Genomic DNA, 16,743 nt, shown 5'->3' on the forward strand with positions numbered 1-16,743 from the left:
TTTTTACCTAATTAATGTAATATACCCAACATCGAAAAAATGACTCCAATTACCATTACCGCTATAATTAATGAAACGGTATATTTCCCTTGGAATTTTTTGACTAAATAAAACACCCCCAAAGCAAAAAGGATAGTTAATAAATTTGGCATGACTTTATCGAACATATCTTGCACTTTGATTGATTGTTCACCAACTTCTATTAATAGGGGCGTTGAAACTTTTACAGTCGTGGCAATTAAGGAACCGAGCACCATAACACCCACAACATTGGCTAAATTACTAATTCTTTGAATAATATTTGAATTTTTAGATTGTTCAATTAGATCAACTCCTTTATTATAGCCATAATGAACAAAGAAATATTTGGTGAAAATATTGACTAAGTTATAAATAAAGAACATCAATATCGGTCCAATCACATTACCTTGTAAAGCAAAAGCAGCACCGATACTCCCGCAAATTGGCATCCAAGTGAATTTTAATAAGCTATCGCCTAATCCAGCAAAAGGTCCCATTAATCCAGCTTTTAAAGAAATTACTGCATCTTTTTCTTCTTCTGTGGTTTTTTCCTCCATTGCAGCAGTTACACCTAATACTAATGCACCAGCGTTAACTTGGGTGTTAAAAAACTCAAAGTGACGTTTCATCGCACGGATGCGTGTTTCTTTATCCGCATCTTTATAAAGTCGATCTAAAATAGGGATCATGCAATGCGCAAAACCGATGGTTTGTAATTTTTCATAATTAAAAGAAAAAGGTATGGTTTGTATACGCCAAAAGACACTATTTAGATCTTTTTTGGTAATTTTCTTTTCGTTATTCATAGATCATACTCCTCTTCAACTGCACTATTATTATTCACTGTAGATTTGTCCTCTGTATTACCATTTGAATTTTCATTCTTTTTACCAGCCATAAACGCCATGTCATATAAAACCGCAAATGCCAGTGCAATGAAGGTAATTGGGATAATCGGTAATTTAAGATAACTGGTTAATACAAAACCGAGTAAAAAGAAAAACCACATGGTACCTTTTAAAAGCATGAGTAATAAAATACAGATACCCACAGCAGGTATTAATTTTGATGCAACTCCCATTCCTGTAATAATATCTTTTGGAATAGCATCTAAGATAGTTTTGATAAGATCACTACCAAAATAGATTGCTAAGAAACAAGGTACAGCACGAATCAGAAACCAAACAGGTGTAGAAAAGTAATGAACTTTGACTAATCCTTTATAACTCCCATTTTGAATACTTTTTTCAGCCAATGGATTTAAGAAACAGGCAAAAGATCGCCAAATTATTAATAGTTGTTGGCAAAGTATTGAAACAGGAAGGGCTAATGCGACACCAGCAGCAATTCCTCCTTCAGTGGCAATGCCTAACGATACGCCAATTATTGAACCCGCAACAATATCCGGTGCGGAATAAGCTCCCACATTACCAATGCCCATCCACATAAGCTCAAGTGTGGCACTTATTGCAAGTCCTTGAACTAGATCGCCCATAATAATGCCAGCTATAGTTCCTGTTAATAATGGTCTACGTAACATTTGTGGACCAACATCATCTAATGAACAGATTCCCGCCCAAATGGCGACAAGAATAGCCTGTGTTAACATAGGTTAACCTCCAAATATAATTAATAAATAGTTAATTAAGACTAATTAATTAGTGTTTTGAGTAAAACAACAGGATCTTTGGGAACCATTTGAACCTCAACAACCACATTTTTTTCAATCAGATTTTTGAATGCTTGTTCTTCTTCAGGCGTGACAGAAACAGCCCGTGATAATTGATGACGTCCTTCCTGCATACGCATTCCTCCAACGTTGAGTTTTTCTAGCTCTAATCCTCCTGTTACAAGAGCATCGACATCAATACTGTTGGTAAATAACAACATAGTGCGTTTTTTGATAGGTGTTTTTTTGAGAATTTCAATAAATTGTTGAACGCCAAATACTAAAACTTTTAATTCAGGTGGGGCAGACATGGTTAATACCGATTGTTGAACTTTATCGTTGGCAACTTTATCGTTAATTACTAGGACTTGTTCAATATTATAATTTTTTACCCAAGTGGTGATAACTTGTCCATGAATAAGACGATCGTCAATTCTAGCTACATTAATTGGCATATTGTTCTCCTTACAAATCAGTAGATTGTTCACGTTGAGAATTTAGTACTTGTGCAACGTCAACACAGCTTTGCGGAAAAACTTCTTCAATGGCAGCTTTAACGTCGTTAAGTGATCCTTCTCGATTATTTAAAACTTCAAGCAATACAGGAATATTAAACCCACTAAATAGCAATACATCACTATGTTGTATTAATAATTCACCGGCAAGATTACACGGTGTACCACCCATAATATCAACGAGAATAATGACACCGTCACCTTTATTCAGACTCTGATAACTTTCAGACATCTGCTGGCGTAGATTATCGATATTGCTATCCACTAAAACCGATATTACTTTGATATCTTGTTGTTGTCCCATAAGCATCTGCGCACACTCAAGCGCACCTTGAGCAAAAGGCCCATGACTGGCTAAAATAATGGGTAATTGTTGTTCCATATTCAATTTCCTTTATCAAACTAGATTATCACTAAATGTAATAATGTTACTTTAAATTAAAAATTATTTAGTAATAAAATTACATCTAAGTGAAAATTAAGTCATCTTTTTTTTTTAGATTTTTAGGAATTTGTGAACTGGATCATGTTTAATTTAAAAAGTCATTAAATAACATGATATTGTATTAATAATGTGAGAGGTTTAAACAATTTAGTGACAAGAAAAATGCGACAACATTAAAGACTAATGAGTAAAAATCAATAATGTATCTTTAAGAAAAATTATGAAAATATTCTTTGAGTCATTATTTATGATGAGGGTATTTACGTTTTTCACGATTTTGAGTTTGCTCAAGCAAATGTTTATCATATTTTCTGATAAATAAATTTGTCAGTAACATATTCATAACCGATATTTGTGAAATTTTAGAACGAATTGGAATCAGTCGTGAAGCATGCTCCATCGAGGTAGTATGTAACACAATGTTTGCTAATAGAGATATCTGACTTTGCCCCATTTTTGTGATTGCAATAGAGGGAACTTTTAAACTTTCGGCAAGTTTTAATAACTCTACACATTCTGGCGTTTCACCTGAATGTGAAATAATAATGATTAAATCATTTTTACCGAGTGTGCTAACAATACTTCGACTGATGTGAGCATCAAAATGGCAGTTAACATCTTTTTTAATTTTAATGAGTTGATACTCCAACTCTTTTCCAACTAAACCGCTACTGCCCACCCCAAAAATAACGATCTTATTACTCGTTATAATCAAATCAATAGCGTTATCCAATGCTTTAAGGTTGACGATAGAATGAGTCTCATCGATAGAGGATTTTTCCATAGCCTGAACTTTTCTATTTACATCTTCCAAGGTATCATTAAGGTTAATATCATCTTGTAAGATATCGGTACTAAATTTTTGTGGTGATGATGAAATAAGATCAACTTTAAAATCGCTAAATCCACTATAACCGAGTTTATTGCATAATCTTAAAATTGTACTAGTACTAACATAATTAAGCTTAGCTAATGTTTGAATACTCATATTTTTTACCGCTTGAGAATGGCTTATAATGTACTGCGCAACCTCTAATTCTTTTATCGATAGATCATTTTTCACTTCTCTGAGTTTCAAGTTAATCATAACTTACCTCTAAATTTAAATACTTAAACATCAGTATAGTAAATAAGTTCAAAAATTGAAAAATATTTTAAATTGCATCTAAAGAAGGCACAAATCAACATTGAACCTATTATTTAAAACAGTGATAGTTTAAATAATAAAATAGATTAATGCTTATCTAAAATTTAATTGGTTAATTATTTTGAATAGAGAAAATAAACGATAACTTAAAAGGGAGTGGATATTAACGATGGGTTATTTTGAGAAGTTTATGGAGGCGCGTCCCGGAGTCGAACCGAGGTAGACGGATTTGCAATCCGCAGCATGGCCACTCTGCCAACGCGCCGTAGTGCTCTGTCTCAACAGGTGGCAAATAGTAGCATTGGCTTTATTAATCGTCAAGGCTTAATAGACTATAATTACAGCAGTCATAATAAATTGATTTAAAATGATGCATTTTTCTTGTAAAAAAGTTTTAAGTCATGCATGTGTTTCAGTAGAAAATCGATTTTAGGCCACAATTACTTGATATAAATTGAGTACAAAATAATTAATAAAAATCGTAAAATCTAAAATTTGATTTAAATGATGTAAACGAACAACCAATCCTTAGTACCATTGAGAGGGAAGTGGTCACTTATTAAACATGCTAATTATCAAAAAATTGGCTCTAGTCAGCTCTAATTTTTAACCCATCTTGTTCTTATAAACTTTTACTTGATATGGCGAGGAAAATTGGGTGATAGTCTATTAACTATAACGATAAGAGATGCATCACATTCATCAATAATTTTTTACAGGTTTAAGGTTAATTATTTAATTAATCAAATTTATCATTCAACATCCATTTATCTTTTTAACAGTAATTAAACCTTATTTACTGTCTATCGGAATGCTATAAAAATAAAATGATATAGACATCTGAATAATTTTTACATGTTTAATATTAATTAGTTAATATTAAAAGATTTATTATTTAACTTCCGTTTATCTATTTATGATTAATTAAGCCTTATTTACTGTTTACTGGATTTAATAAAATGAACTTTTCGGAATCGATAAAAGGGTATTTGTCAAAAAGTGTCAGTTTATGTTTGGAGTTCAGAAAAAAATAGAGTTAAGTAAAACAGTATATTCTTTGTTCAACTTGAATAAATTAGTATTTCAACGCTTCTAAAATCAATTTAAATACATTTGAATGACCTTTTCGGCTTGGGTAATAGATATAAAATGGTTCATAGGTCATGGCAAAATCCTCTAATAATTCAACTAATGTTCCTTCTGCTAATTCTTCTTCTACTTCTAACCGACCCACCCAAGTAATACCTAAACCGTCTAATGCTGCCTGTTTACGGAGGTGATTATTAAAAATTAATTGTGATGAAGGATGATAAACTAGGGTGTTACCATTATCGCTAAATTCCCATGATAATTCTGCACCATGATGAGAAGAGATCCTTAATCCTATTAATTTATGATGATCTAAATCATTAATATGCTTAGGTTTTGTGGTATTTTTTAAATAATCTGGGCTGGCAACCAATGCCATTTTTAACGGCTCTGATATTTTTACTGCAACCATATCTTTAGCGAGATCGTCACCGATACGGCAGCCCATATCAAAACCTTGTTCAACAATATCGACCCAGCTATTGTCAGCTTGAATTTCAACTTTTATTTGAGGATATTGAGTTAAAAAATCGCGCAATTTAGGATAGAGAATCATTTCTACCGCAAGACTGGTCGAATTAATTCTGATTGTTCCCGACGGTGTTTCAAGAAAGTTTGCTAAGGCATTAACTTCGTCATTAATCGATTTGAATAAGGGGGCAACTTGTTTAAATAACTGTTCGCCAGCTTCGGTTAATGACATACTGCGGGTGGTACGATTAAATAATCGTAAATCAAGACGGCTCTCTAAATTACGCATACTATGGCTCAGTGCCGAGGGTGAAATTTGTAAAGATTTGGCCGCTTTTACAAAACTGCCCGCTTGGGCTATCGTTATAAAGTAATTTAGTTCATTAAAGTTATACATATCGAGTTGGATTAATGAATTTTATTCATCATACTATAAATCAATACCCTGTTTATCTCAATAAAATTACTGTTTAAAATCAGTATATAAAAACACTGTGATCGGTTTTTTTGAAGCAATCGTTTACCTAAGTCAATTTAGCAGCAAGAAAGGAGGAAGTTATGGATTACATTAAACTTGGCACGTCGAACATTGAAGTGTCGCGATTTTGTTTAGGGTGTATGAGTTTTGGCGATCCAGCCAGTCAAATGCATGCATGGACACTTGATCCTGATCAAAGTGAAGCGATTATCAAACACGCTCTTGATTTAGGCATTAATTTTATTGATACCGCGAATACTTATTCGGCGGGTACCAGTGAAGAATATGTAGGACGAGCAATAAAAAGAAACATTGCCCGCGATAAAGTTGTTATTGCAACTAAAGTTTACTTTAATGAAGGCCATCTATCCAAAAAAGCGATCGAAACAGAAATAAACGGATCACTTAAACGCCTTGGCACTGATTATGTGGATTTATATATTATCCACCGTTTTGACTCTAGCACGCCGATAGACGAAACAATGGAAGCATTACATAATTTGGTTAAAGCAGGAAAAGTCCGTGCATTAGGTGCGTCAGCAATGTATGGTTATCAATTTCATAATATGCAATTAGCTGCCCAGCAAAATCACTGGACACAATTTGTATCGATGCAAAATCATTATAATTTATTGTATCGGGAAGATGAACGTGAGCTCATTCCAGTTTGCAAGCAATTTAATGTTTCATTAACGCCATATAGCCCTTTAGCGGCAGGTAGATTGTCTCGTTTAGAGTGGAAAGCTGATACATTACGCAGTAAAACCGATAAGGTCGCTATCTCTAAATACGACAGAACCCAAAATACCGATATTAATATTGTAAAAAGAGTTCATGAAATTGCCGAAAAATATAATGTAACTATGACACAAGTGGCTTTAGCATGGCAGTTTGCTAAAGGGGTTGCTTCACCTATAATTGGTGCAACTAAAACTCAATATCTCGACGATGCAGTAGGGGCATTGAAGGTTAAATTAACGCAAGAAGATGTTACTTATCTTGAGCAACTTTACATGCCACATCGTATTGTGGGCGCTTTATAACTCAAATTGAGTGATTAAAATTATTACCCTTAAAATGGCCTAATAACCTTTTAAGGGTAATTATCAAAAAACTTGAAATAGATAGGAAAATATTGGTTCAATGGTTGAACGTTATAATAGCGAAAACTAGCAAAGATATTAATTTAAAATGCATCATAAAAGAGGCAATTGTACAATCACATCTTCTTCTTTAAAACTAGTGGTAATAATAGAATTATTGATAATGTTAATTTTAGATTAATATTATTTTTATATCATTTTTTAGTTCATTGTTTTTTATGTAATAGTATTTTAGGCAAGTGTTATCGTTACATAACGATCGAACAAGAGGGTGGCAAGAATTTAACTAATTAATAGATAAAATAACTAAATTGGCAGATAAAGCTTTAATATTGATCGATCAAAGTTAAACTGCGAAATAGTTAATTGTCTAATATCATTAATAACCATTTAAATATAATTTCATTGCCACAATCCTTAATTAAACACTACCATAATTAAAATCGATGTTTATCCCTTCTGTTTTAAGTATTTTGATAACAAAATCTTTATTAGGCAGTGTTTCGCCAAAATAAACCTGATTGGTTAATCTCATGTTAAGTATTGAATGGATTTGTATAAATGTGCCAATAGCAGTAAGATGAGACTGACCTTTAGGCGAAGTAATTGATAAGGTAGATTTGATTGGATTGTTAAGTGAATCTAACCCATTAATCTCAATTAAAATATTGTGTTCATCACCTTTCCCTGGACTATAAAGGAGTTTTTGGCGAAATGAGTTGAAACTTTTACCAGATATTAGATGCCAGATACCACTCCTGATTAAAAAATGGAAAAACCTATTTATCATATTATTATTGAAACCAATTCGTGTGGATACTGACTTAGCTTTAATAAACAGTGGTAATATTAACTGATCAGGAGTATCAAATCGATACACCCAAAAATGTTTGTCTTTTTTAAAAGTTACTTGTTTACCATCCGAAAAAGGCATAAAACTTTGTGTATGTCCGTCAATTATCACTTCAAAAGGAATCAACATTCTGTCCATATACTCAACCGAGTTAATTCCTGCTTTATCCTGCATTGAATAAAGAATATTGATATCTATATTTTCCACATGACTAAATTTAGTTGCATATTGGATAATTATATTGTCAATGATTCCGGCCATCCATGAAGATGAAAAAACTATAGGGGCATGCAGTTGACTGGACGAATGCGTATGGGTAATCGCGGTTTTTAATTTATCTGTCCAGCGAGTGATATCAAGATAAGCAATTTGATTTTCTATTGCAAAATGTAATACTTTATTATCAGGATCGTTGGCCAATGTTACTATTATTTGTGGTTGAACATTTGACGGTAGCTGTGGTGAGTGAATATCAAAGTTAATTGCAGTTGCATTTGATAACGAGTTAGCAAATTGTGTCGCGGCGGTTAAATTTCGTCCTCCAATGATAAGATTTATTTCAGGGTAATATTGATTTAGCAGTACTGCAACTTGTTTACCGACAATGCCATAACCACCAATTAATAATACCATTAGTTGGTTGTTCATGAAGAGTTCCTCTTTTAAATTTATAAAACGATATATAATATATGAAATTTAATAATTTTGGTCAAGTGACCTATTTGAGAAAAAATTATGACAGCTAAAATTAGTCAAAAGAAAAACAAAATACTTACTACAGCCGCGAATTTACTTGTGAAACAAGGAGGGATAAACTTTAGCATGCGCACATTGGCTGATGAACTAGGTATTCGATTAAGTAATTTACAATACTATTTTCCTACGCTAGACACATTGTATAGTGCAATAGTAACAAACATTTTGCTGTTGGTTGAAGATAAATTAGATCAGGCTATGACTTATAGTGATGAAACATTAAAAATACTGATTGATATTGTTTGCTCTGAGCTTGATAACGTCTATAACTGTCAATTAATGTGGGAAATTTGGGCATTATCTGAAAGAACGCCAGAAGCTCGTAATGCTATTGATCTGTTTTATCAACACTACATCGAAAAAATCTCCCATATAATTAAGCTACAAAATCCAACATTAAATAGTAATACTATACAACGAAGAGCATTGATTATTGTAAGTTTGCTTGAAGGCATATGGGTAGTTATGGGGAAAAATCAAAAGGATGTTGAATTGGATACAATTAAAATTGATTTAATGACAACCATTAATCTTATTATTAATAATCCTTAATGACAAGATATTAATAAATTATCCTTAATACATAGTTCGTAATATACAGCCTTTAAGGTTAATTCTAATTTAATTTTAATAAAATTAATAAGAGATAAAATCTAATTTAATATTAAGTTTAAGGAAGGCAAATTATAAAATTCAATTTGAAACCTAGTACTAACAAATCGAAAACATATTGAATAATTTATGTATTTTAGCTTCTGTTATGAACAGTGAAAATTTTTGTTCTACTTTTTTGTAATTAGTAATCAATTGATTATGTACTATTTCGATTTTATTGATACTAAAATACTTTTTAATTAATCTTATTTGCATATATCCAATTTGCATAATGATATAATTTTTTTGTATTAAACGATTGCTACCTTAGTCACTATAATGTTATTGGTAAAAATAATAAATATTGTATAGATATATTTAATATACTCAAATTTAAGGATTAATGATGCGAAGGATTTTTAATTTAACTATTTTAATATTGAGCGGCCTATTTTTATTTGGTTGTGAGCAAAAAACAGATAGTGAAGCAGCCAATAAAACTGACAAAAAAGAGATCGTTGTTGGTTTACCGCCGAGTATGCACAATATTTTGATGGAGCGAGTGGTAAAACCTGAATTAGAACAAAAAGGTTACACAGTAAAATTGGTTAATTTTAGTTCTTTAAGAGATTCGAATACTGCATTAGTTGAAGGTAGTATTGACATGAATGCGGCTCAGCATCAAGCCTATTTAGATGTTTATAATAAAGAAACGAATAACGATTTAGTCTCATTAGTGCATATTCCATCCATTTCGGCTGCTCTGTTTTCACAGTCGCATCGGTCCGTTAATGAGATCGCACCAAATCAAACAATTGCTATTCCTAATGATCCCTCTAATACCGCTAGAGCGCTGTTATTGTTGCAAAAATTAAATTGGATCACCCTTAAACCAGATACAAAATCTGGTACGGCAAATATCAATGATATTGCTGAAAATAAGTATGACTTAAAATTCAGATTATTATTATCAGAAATCATACCCAGAACTTTAGGCGAAGTGGATTATGCCATTATGCCGGGAGGTGTAGCATGGTTAAGCAAGATACCCGCTGATAATGTTTTATTTCAAGAACAGTTATCCACTAATTTGGAATTAATGGTCGTTGTAAAAAAAGAGAATTTAAATACCGCATGGGCTAAAGATGTCAAAGTGCTTTATCAGTCGGATGCTTTAAAAAGATTTATTAACGAAGATCCAGATGCTAAAGGTCGATTTATTTGGCCTCAACAGTAGATTGCTGTATTGAAATTTTTTGAAGTGATAACATTATTATTAATAGAAAAATATCTATTTATTAATCAATGAGTTTTATATTTATTATATAATGCTTGTATCGAGTTATTTATATCTGTAGTAATTAAAAAGTAGTCATTTAAAATAGATATATATTAATGATAAAATTTAAATAACTCATTGATAATTTGAAAATTTAATGCTATGAAAAAAATAAAATATACTTTACTTTTTACTTGTAGTTTAAGTTTAGTGGGCTGCTTTGAAAGTAGTTCACTTGATCGTTGGATAGATAACCCGACAACTAATTAAATTAACTATTTTACCCACTAAACATTAAAAATTTGTTATCTAAAAAACGATAAAAAAATTCAAGACAATCAATCAACAATCAGATAATAGTATGATGAATATTTGCTCTTTATTCTAAAACCATTAAGTAACATTATAACTTTGTAAGTGATCATGTTATTATTTACACCTTATTTTAACAAGATTAACAAATGAATGTGATGAAAAAACTTAAACCTACTTTAACTCTAATTTGTAGTTTAACTTTAGTTGGCTGTTTCGACTCTACTTTTAGCAATAGCTCTGTTGATCGCTGGATTGACAATCCTACTGCAAACGAAATAAAAGTAACTATCGATGATAAAGAACTCACCATTCCTGCAAAATCTGGCATTAAATATGCCTTTGAGTATGGCAAACACACTTTAAAATATAATGGTGATTCGCTTACTTTTATGGCTAAACCTTCAATATCAAACAATACTGGATTTATTAATCCAACACAAAGTAATTATATTTTGTTAACCACCTTCTATACCAACAGTGATAAAGTTTATGAAGAAATGATTAAACCTTATCTCAAAATTATTCAAGTTTCCGTAAACGGCGAACCCGCTGAGATGGAATTACCAGTAAAAATTATTAATGATGTATTTATCGAAAAAAATGGCAATTCTTGGGATTATTCAGTCGATGAAGAACTACCTGATTCTGTAACGGTTCGAGGTGAAAACCAATATCAAGCACACAAGCGTAAAATGTATCGCGAAAGTGATTTTCTTGATACCATAAATTCAGAAGATATCGATGAAAAAGTGAGTCTTCCTTATACTCCTAAAAAATTTTCTGAAATCACGAAATATGTATTACCAACCATTGATTTAGATAAAATTGAATGCCAAGAGGGACGCGAGTTTCTGGCATCACAACTTCAAGACTGGAATAAATTTTTTACCACTAAGGGCAGTGAATCAGGTGATACTTATAACCAGTTGACTTCACACGAAACTTTCAAGAAAAAACATTCACTATGTTCTGGCCAAGACCCAAATCATACTTACCAATGGGCGACCAGAGAAATTGAAGACGTAATGGATGGTTTAAGACAAATAAATTTCTATGTTACCGAATAGGTGAATCTTTACCTAATAGACCAAAGGGATTATTGAAGCCTAATAACGCTTCATAAAAACTTACTAAGTGGGCATAAAATCAGTTTAATTTTATGCCCGTATTTCTAGTCCTATTTAATCTTATATAACGATAAAATCGTTTATTCATTTTTTACTTTACAAGTTATTTTGCAATTTAATACCTTAAGTGAAGGTTCAGTAAAACAACCAATCATACGTAATTCGAATAAAATTATTGAGCTATATCACACAAATTATAAAAAAAGGTTTATTTATAAATCATTCAAGATAATATTTATCAAAAGAATAAATGAAAGGAATATCGTATGGGTAAAACTAAATTAAAATTAGCCGCTATTATTGGTGCTGTAATTCTTAGCTCTTCGACAGCTTTTGCTTCACTTGAGGATGCAAAAGATTTAAAAATTATTAGTTATAATGTTTACAATGGCATGAAATTGGATGAGTCAGAAGGAAAGCAAAAATTTATTGATTGGGCGAAAATGCAAGATGCTGATATTATTGCTTGGCAAGAAATGAATTTTTTTACTCGTGAAAAACTTGAAAAATTTGCAGCAAGTTATGGTCACAATTATGCAGTATTATTAAAAGAGGCACCAGATGATCCCGCTTCTTTCCCTGTTGCGATCACTTCAAAGTATCCGATCGTTAATGTAAATAAAGTTGTTGATAATCTGTGGCATGGCGCATTATATGCGGATGTGGGTAAATATCATTTTGTCATAACCCATATGAATCCATTTTGGACGTCAAAAAGAATAGACGAAATCAACTTGATTATTGATTCAATTAAATATAGTTCAGATCCACAAGGAAAATGGATTATTGCCGGTGATTTAAATTCGTTCTCTCCAGCAGACAAAAGTGAATATGACAATAGCAAATTATTGGAAGATATCAAAGATAAACAAAAGAAACGTCCAATCTTAGATAATCTTGTAAATGGTCAATTAAGTTATACTGTTCAACAAAATTTGCTGGATGCGGGTTATATTGATGCTTTAAAACTGAAAAACAAACAATTTATTTCAACAGCACCGACTAAAGTATTTTATGATCAGGCATCAACACCATTGCGCTACGACTATATTTATGTTTCTCCAAAACTTAAAGATAATGTCGTTGATGTTAAAGTTTTGAAAGATGAATTTACTGATACCTATTCTGATCATTATCCAGTGCAAATGATCATTCATAATAAATAATATCAATACAACTTAATAACTTAATAACTTAATAACTTAATAACTTAATAACTTAATAACTTAACTACTTAACTACTTAACTACTTAACAACTTAACTACTTAATAAGTAAGCCATGTTGCAATAGCATGGCTTTTTTTATATTCATCAGTTTTAATGCTAAAAGTGACAGGCTGTGATAGGACTCTCAAAAACAAAATAGGATTTAAAATAATATTATTAATTAGTAATCTTAATTCGCTAAATCTTTTTAAAGGATAAATAACGATGAAAAAATTTTTTTGTAGTTAGTTTGATAGGTCTGTTTTCACTCTGTTTTAATGTCTATGCAGATGAAGATCTGGTAAAAACACAATATCAAAGTTCGGCTAATTAAGTCTATGCCGAAGGTAAACAACCGCAAATAACGGTGGCTAACTACAATATTGCTGGTGGACTTAGAAAGCACAAGATGGATCTAGATTTAGTCGCTAATGCTATTAAAGCCAAATTAAAAGGCCTGACTCCGGTTGAATATCGAAATCAGGCCTTACAAACCGCTTAATAAAAGTGTCCAACTTTATGTGGTCACTTCAATTGGCGGTTTTTTGTTTTTATGTACAGTACGAATGAAGAGTTAAAATATAGACCGTACATGGCGATTATTTAGCAATATAAATTTTAATTTTAATATCATTTTGTTCATTATAAATTAAATAACAAAATTGGCTGTTATTTTCGTATTTATGCTTTGACCCAAATCGGGGCTACTGTTGGTCCTTGCCCAAGGAAAAAGGCAAAATGAATATTCATTGCACCAATAGGTTCAATAAAACGACTATTACACAAAGGACCAGCGTCAATCGGTTCAAATCCAATTGAATTAGCAATGTTTGATACAACGGTTTTCGCGTTATCATCATCAGAAGCAATAAAAACTTGCAAAGTTTGTTTTGTTCGTGCTGATGTAGGTAATAATTGAGCAAAGATAGTATTAAATGCTTTTACGATTTTCGCCTTTGGTGCCAATGCTTGAATTTCTTCTGCGCCTGATGTGACATGACCAATCAGTAACTCTTTAAAGTCTTCCGTAACTGGGTTAGTTATATCAATTAATATTTTATCGGTTAAATCACCACAAGAGAGTAATACCTCTTTTACGGCTTGATAAGGTAGTGCTAAAATCACCATTTCGGCTGATTTTACCGCGGTTTCAATACAACCACTTTCAGCGCCTATATTTTTTGCGAGAGTCTGAGCTTTTGCTGAGTTTCTGCTTGCAATTACAATATCATGTTTTGTTGTGGCAAGTACATTTGCAAGTCCTGTCCCCATATTTCCTGTTCCAATAATAGCAATTTTCATTTTTATCTCCTGTTTATGAATGAATTGATAAAACTATACAATAGAAATAAAAAGTGATAAATTTCAGTTATATTTCATATTTAAAAACAAATTGTTTCTAATGGATAGATTAACTTCTATGTCTGTTTTTGTGAAAGCCGTTGAATTAGGCTCATTTTCGGCTACAGCAAACGTATTTAATATGTCACCACAATTAGTTGGTAAACATGTCCGCATGCTTGAAGAACACCTAAATGTTCGTTTATTAAATAGAACAACTCGTCACCAGAGCTTAACCGAAGTAGGACGTGCATTTTATGAACGAGCCAAAAATATTCTTGCCGAAGTTGAAGAGTCAGAAGCGATTGCAGCACAGATTAATGCCACACCTCGAGGGCGAATTAAGATTAGTGCACCAACAACATTTGGCACTCATGCATTAGCACCTCTGTTACCCGAGTTTTTAAGCACTTATCCAGAAATTTCCATTGATTTATCACTTACTAATCGTATTGTTGATTTAATTGATGAAGGATTTGATTTAGTTTTCAGAGTTGGCGAATTACCTGATAGTGGACTAATTGCAAGAAAATTAAAACCTTATCAATTGATTTTGTGTGCAGCTCCTTTATATCTAAAATCCTCGCCACCGATTAATTCGCCAAAAGATCTTAAATATCACGAATGTTTAGGTTTTTCTCACACAACATTACAAACTCATTGGCAATTTGAGGGAGCTGAGGGGCATTTTTCTGTGCCTGTATCAGGGCGATTCATGACCGACAGTGGTGATGCACTATTACCAGCAGCCATTGCTGGATTAGGTATTATGTTACAATCAGCCGAAATGGTGACACCAGCAATAGAAAAAGGACTGTTAGTTCATCTTTTACCTGACTATCATGTACCAACCCGACCCATGCATATTCTTTATGCATCTAATCGCCATGTTTTACCTAAACTAAGATGTTTTATTGATTTTTGTATTAAAAAATTTGGTGAATGTGAACAAAGTTAGAAATCATAATAGGCTGTATAAATTGGTTACCTAAAGCAGATAAGCCTGCTTAATTTTTTTTATGAGTATTCTAACCGCCTTGATTGGCGGTTTTTTGTATTATACAAAATAGATACTTAAGGAAATAAACAAATATATTAAAGCTAAGGCTAAAATTACTTTGGAGTTAAGTGATAACTTTCGGTAAGTAAATCGAATATTTCTTTATCTGATAAATGTTCAGAAAGAATAATGCTGATCCAATGAAATTACCCCAAATCTAGCATTAAATCGGATACCAAACAGGATACAGAAAAAGACATTAACTAAATTTTTTATTTTTTATTCAACATATTAGTTAAGTTATTCGAGTCCTATAACAGGGCTAGAAAAATAGATTTTATAACTTTGCCTTAATAACGATTATAATTTTATTTCTTAAAAATTGAACAATCCTCTAAATCTTCGTATTAAAATTTAAACCCTCAACGTATTCACCACAACCCGTAATGCGGATGATATATTGCGATGTGGATAGTAGAGGTATAAAGGTGGAAAAGTATAGCTATACTCATTAAAAATGCGGATGAGTTGACCATTAGCCAGTTCCTTTGCAATCAGTTCTTCGGGTAAATAAGCAATCCCTAATCCCATTTTTGCGGCAACGAGCGTTGGATAATCATCATTTAAAATCCATTGTCCTTGTGGGGTGATTTTAATAATTTGACCTGAGTACTTAAATTCCCACTGAAAAAGATGTCCGTTGGATAAACGATAACCAATACACTGATGTTGTGTTAACTCTTGTATCGTGCTAGGAAATCCCTTTTTTTGAAAATAATCAGCCGTTGCTACCACCGCCATTTTCATAGGTTGACTAATGCAAACAGCGACCATATCCTCGGCAACATCACTACCAAAACGAATACCCGCATCAAATCCTTTTGCAACAATATCAACAAAACGATTATCACTAATAAACTCAAACTGAATATCAGGATATTTGTCCTTAAAATGGGCTAATTTAGGGAGTAGTAGCGTTTCAATCACTTGTAGTCCACAGTTAATACGCACTAAGCCAGATGGTGAATTTCGATAGTGTTCAATCAGTTGAAGTTCGTTATCTATTTTAGCAAAACTTGTTTCAACAGTGCGAAATAGCTGCTCGCCAACTTGGGTAAGCGAAACGCTTCTTGTCGTACGATTAAATAACTGTACCCCTAAACGCTGTTCCAATTGATGAATTTTTTTACTTAGTGCAGGGGAAGAGATCCCCAGTTTTTGTGATGCTTTATTAAAATTTTTTTCTTGTGCAACCTTTAAGAAGGCAAGTAGATCATTATAGTTTTCACGTTTAAGCATAAAAATCGTAATTAATGACGTCATTTGATATTAG

The 16,743-nt window shown here is 32.1% G+C and carries 16 protein-coding genes and 1 tRNA gene; 7 read left to right on the forward strand and 10 right to left on the reverse strand.

Translation table 11 applies throughout. The features are described 5' to 3' along the window. Nucleotides 1–11: 11 nt before the first annotated feature. The 7 genes from GAPWK_RS06555 to GAPWK_RS06585 form a co-directional block, all read right to left on the reverse strand. The gene (locus tag GAPWK_RS06555) at nt 12–827 is read right to left on the reverse strand and encodes a PTS system mannose/fructose/sorbose family transporter subunit IID (RefSeq protein ID WP_025315459.1); all 816 of its coding nucleotides are present in this window, start codon (nt 825–827) and stop codon (nt 12–14) included. Then, a complete protein-coding gene (locus GAPWK_RS06560; RefSeq protein ID WP_025315460.1) occupies nt 824–1,630 on the reverse strand; it encodes a PTS mannose/fructose/sorbose/N-acetylgalactosamine transporter subunit IIC in 807 nt (268 codons plus the stop codon). The genes GAPWK_RS06555 and GAPWK_RS06560 overlap by 4 nt, the downstream gene beginning before the upstream one ends. A 41-nt stretch (nt 1,631–1,671) precedes the next feature. After that, nucleotides 1,672–2,145 (reverse strand): PTS system mannose/fructose/N-acetylgalactosamine-transporter subunit IIB, encoded by a 474-nt coding sequence (locus GAPWK_RS06565; protein WP_025315461.1) that lies wholly within the window; start codon nt 2,143–2,145, stop codon nt 1,672–1,674. Nucleotides 2,146–2,155: 10 nt separating this feature from the next. Further along, nucleotides 2,156–2,587 carry a PTS sugar transporter subunit IIA gene (locus GAPWK_RS06570; protein WP_025315462.1) on the reverse strand — a complete coding sequence of 144 codons (432 nt, stop codon included), beginning with the start codon at nt 2,585–2,587 and terminating at the stop codon, nt 2,156–2,158. A 304-nt stretch (nt 2,588–2,891) separates the two neighbouring features. Next, nucleotides 2,892–3,737, reverse strand: coding sequence for a MurR/RpiR family transcriptional regulator (locus tag GAPWK_RS06575; RefSeq protein WP_025315463.1), 846 nt, complete (start codon nt 3,735–3,737; stop codon nt 2,892–2,894). A 251-nt stretch (nt 3,738–3,988) separates the two neighbouring features. Next, nucleotides 3,989–4,062: transfer RNA gene (locus GAPWK_RS06580), tRNA-Cys, on the reverse strand. Between the two features lie 810 nt (nt 4,063–4,872). Beyond that, entirely contained in the window at nt 4,873–5,754 is an 882-nt protein-coding gene (locus GAPWK_RS06585; RefSeq protein WP_025315464.1) for a LysR family transcriptional regulator, read from the reverse strand. A gap of 161 nt (nt 5,755–5,915) precedes the next feature. Between GAPWK_RS06585 and GAPWK_RS06590 the strand changes: the two genes are divergently transcribed. Further along, complete coding sequence (locus GAPWK_RS06590; RefSeq protein WP_025315465.1) at nt 5,916–6,878, forward strand: aldo/keto reductase; 963 nt, start codon at nt 5,916–5,918, stop codon at nt 6,876–6,878. Nucleotides 6,879–7,359: 481 nt separating this feature from the next. Here the strand turns inward: GAPWK_RS06590 and GAPWK_RS06595 are convergent, their stop codons facing one another. Beyond that, nucleotides 7,360–8,439 (reverse strand): saccharopine dehydrogenase family protein, encoded by a 1,080-nt coding sequence (locus GAPWK_RS06595; protein ID WP_025315466.1) that lies wholly within the window; start codon nt 8,437–8,439, stop codon nt 7,360–7,362. A gap of 87 nt (nt 8,440–8,526) precedes the next feature. On the opposite strand from GAPWK_RS06595, the gene GAPWK_RS06600 reads away from it, so the two are divergent. The 5 genes from GAPWK_RS06600 to GAPWK_RS15240 all read left to right on the forward strand — a co-directional run bounded on the left by GAPWK_RS06600 (nt 8,527) and on the right by GAPWK_RS15240 (nt 13,571). Further along, nucleotides 8,527–9,099, forward strand: a complete 573-nt coding sequence (locus GAPWK_RS06600; protein WP_025315467.1) for a TetR/AcrR family transcriptional regulator — start codon at nt 8,527–8,529, stop codon at nt 9,097–9,099. Between the two features lie 448 nt (nt 9,100–9,547). Continuing rightward, nucleotides 9,548–10,378 (forward strand): MetQ/NlpA family ABC transporter substrate-binding protein, encoded by an 831-nt coding sequence (locus GAPWK_RS06605; protein WP_051516247.1) that lies wholly within the window; start codon nt 9,548–9,550, stop codon nt 10,376–10,378. A gap of 512 nt (nt 10,379–10,890) precedes the next feature. Continuing rightward, nucleotides 10,891–11,802 carry a hypothetical protein gene (locus tag GAPWK_RS06610; RefSeq protein WP_038517300.1) on the forward strand — a complete coding sequence of 304 codons (912 nt, stop codon included), beginning with the start codon at nt 10,891–10,893 and terminating at the stop codon, nt 11,800–11,802. A 326-nt stretch (nt 11,803–12,128) separates the two neighbouring features. Further along, complete coding sequence (locus GAPWK_RS06615; RefSeq protein WP_025315470.1) at nt 12,129–13,028, forward strand: endonuclease/exonuclease/phosphatase family protein; 900 nt, start codon at nt 12,129–12,131, stop codon at nt 13,026–13,028. A 408-nt stretch (nt 13,029–13,436) separates the two neighbouring features. Next, nucleotides 13,437–13,571, forward strand: a complete 135-nt coding sequence (locus GAPWK_RS15240; protein ID WP_216355336.1) for an integrase core domain-containing protein — start codon at nt 13,437–13,439, stop codon at nt 13,569–13,571. A 179-nt stretch (nt 13,572–13,750) separates the two neighbouring features. On the opposite strand, the gene GAPWK_RS06620 is transcribed toward GAPWK_RS15240, so the two are convergent. After that, nucleotides 13,751–14,371, reverse strand: a complete 621-nt coding sequence (locus GAPWK_RS06620) for an NADPH-dependent F420 reductase (protein WP_025315471.1) — start codon at nt 14,369–14,371, stop codon at nt 13,751–13,753. Nucleotides 14,372–14,471: 100 nt separating this feature from the next. Here GAPWK_RS06620 and GAPWK_RS06625 point away from each other — a divergent pair, with 100 nt between their 5' ends. Next, nucleotides 14,472–15,368: a LysR family transcriptional regulator gene (locus tag GAPWK_RS06625; RefSeq protein WP_025315472.1), complete on the forward strand. Its 897-nt coding sequence runs from the start codon at nt 14,472–14,474 to the stop codon at nt 15,366–15,368. A gap of 456 nt (nt 15,369–15,824) precedes the next feature. Here the strand turns inward: GAPWK_RS06625 and GAPWK_RS06630 are convergent, their stop codons facing one another. Then, nucleotides 15,825–16,709: a LysR family transcriptional regulator gene (locus GAPWK_RS06630; RefSeq protein WP_025315473.1), complete on the reverse strand. Its 885-nt coding sequence runs from the start codon at nt 16,707–16,709 to the stop codon at nt 15,825–15,827. Nucleotides 16,710–16,743 lie beyond the last annotated feature (34 nt).

Source organism: Gilliamella apicola, from assembly GCF_000599985.1.
Taxonomy (GTDB): domain Bacteria; phylum Pseudomonadota; class Gammaproteobacteria; order Enterobacterales; family Orbaceae; genus Gilliamella; species Gilliamella apicola.

Bases quoted from the DNA above. Each gene is read 5' to 3' on its own strand.
- GAPWK_RS06555 (WP_025315459.1), bottom strand. From the start codon at position 827: ATGAATAACGAAAAGAAAATTACCAAAAAAGATCTAAATAGTGTCTTT.
- GAPWK_RS06560 (WP_025315460.1), bottom strand. From the start codon at position 1,630: ATGTTAACACAGGCTATTCTTGTCGCCATTTGGGCGGGAATCTGTTCA.
- GAPWK_RS06565 (WP_025315461.1), bottom strand. From the start codon at position 2,145: ATGCCAATTAATGTAGCTAGAATTGACGATCGTCTTATTCATGGACAA.
- GAPWK_RS06570 (WP_025315462.1), bottom strand. From the start codon at position 2,587: ATGGAACAACAATTACCCATTATTTTAGCCAGTCATGGGCCTTTTGCT.
- GAPWK_RS06575 (WP_025315463.1), bottom strand. From the start codon at position 3,737: ATGATTAACTTGAAACTCAGAGAAGTGAAAAATGATCTATCGATAAAA.
- GAPWK_RS06585 (WP_025315464.1), bottom strand. From the start codon at position 5,754: ATGTATAACTTTAATGAACTAAATTACTTTATAACGATAGCCCAAGCG.
- GAPWK_RS06590 (WP_025315465.1), top strand. From the start codon at position 5,916: ATGGATTACATTAAACTTGGCACGTCGAACATTGAAGTGTCGCGATTT.
- GAPWK_RS06595 (WP_025315466.1), bottom strand. From the start codon at position 8,439: ATGAACAACCAACTAATGGTATTATTAATTGGTGGTTATGGCATTGTC.
- GAPWK_RS06600 (WP_025315467.1), top strand. From the start codon at position 8,527: ATGACAGCTAAAATTAGTCAAAAGAAAAACAAAATACTTACTACAGCC.
- GAPWK_RS06605 (WP_051516247.1), top strand. From the start codon at position 9,548: ATGCGAAGGATTTTTAATTTAACTATTTTAATATTGAGCGGCCTATTT.
- GAPWK_RS06610 (WP_038517300.1), top strand. From the start codon at position 10,891: ATGAAAAAACTTAAACCTACTTTAACTCTAATTTGTAGTTTAACTTTA.
- GAPWK_RS06615 (WP_025315470.1), top strand. From the start codon at position 12,129: ATGGGTAAAACTAAATTAAAATTAGCCGCTATTATTGGTGCTGTAATT.
- GAPWK_RS06620 (WP_025315471.1), bottom strand. From the start codon at position 14,371: ATGAAAATTGCTATTATTGGAACAGGAAATATGGGGACAGGACTTGCA.
- GAPWK_RS06625 (WP_025315472.1), top strand. From the start codon at position 14,472: ATGGATAGATTAACTTCTATGTCTGTTTTTGTGAAAGCCGTTGAATTA.
- GAPWK_RS06630 (WP_025315473.1), bottom strand. From the start codon at position 16,709: ATGCTTAAACGTGAAAACTATAATGATCTACTTGCCTTCTTAAAGGTT.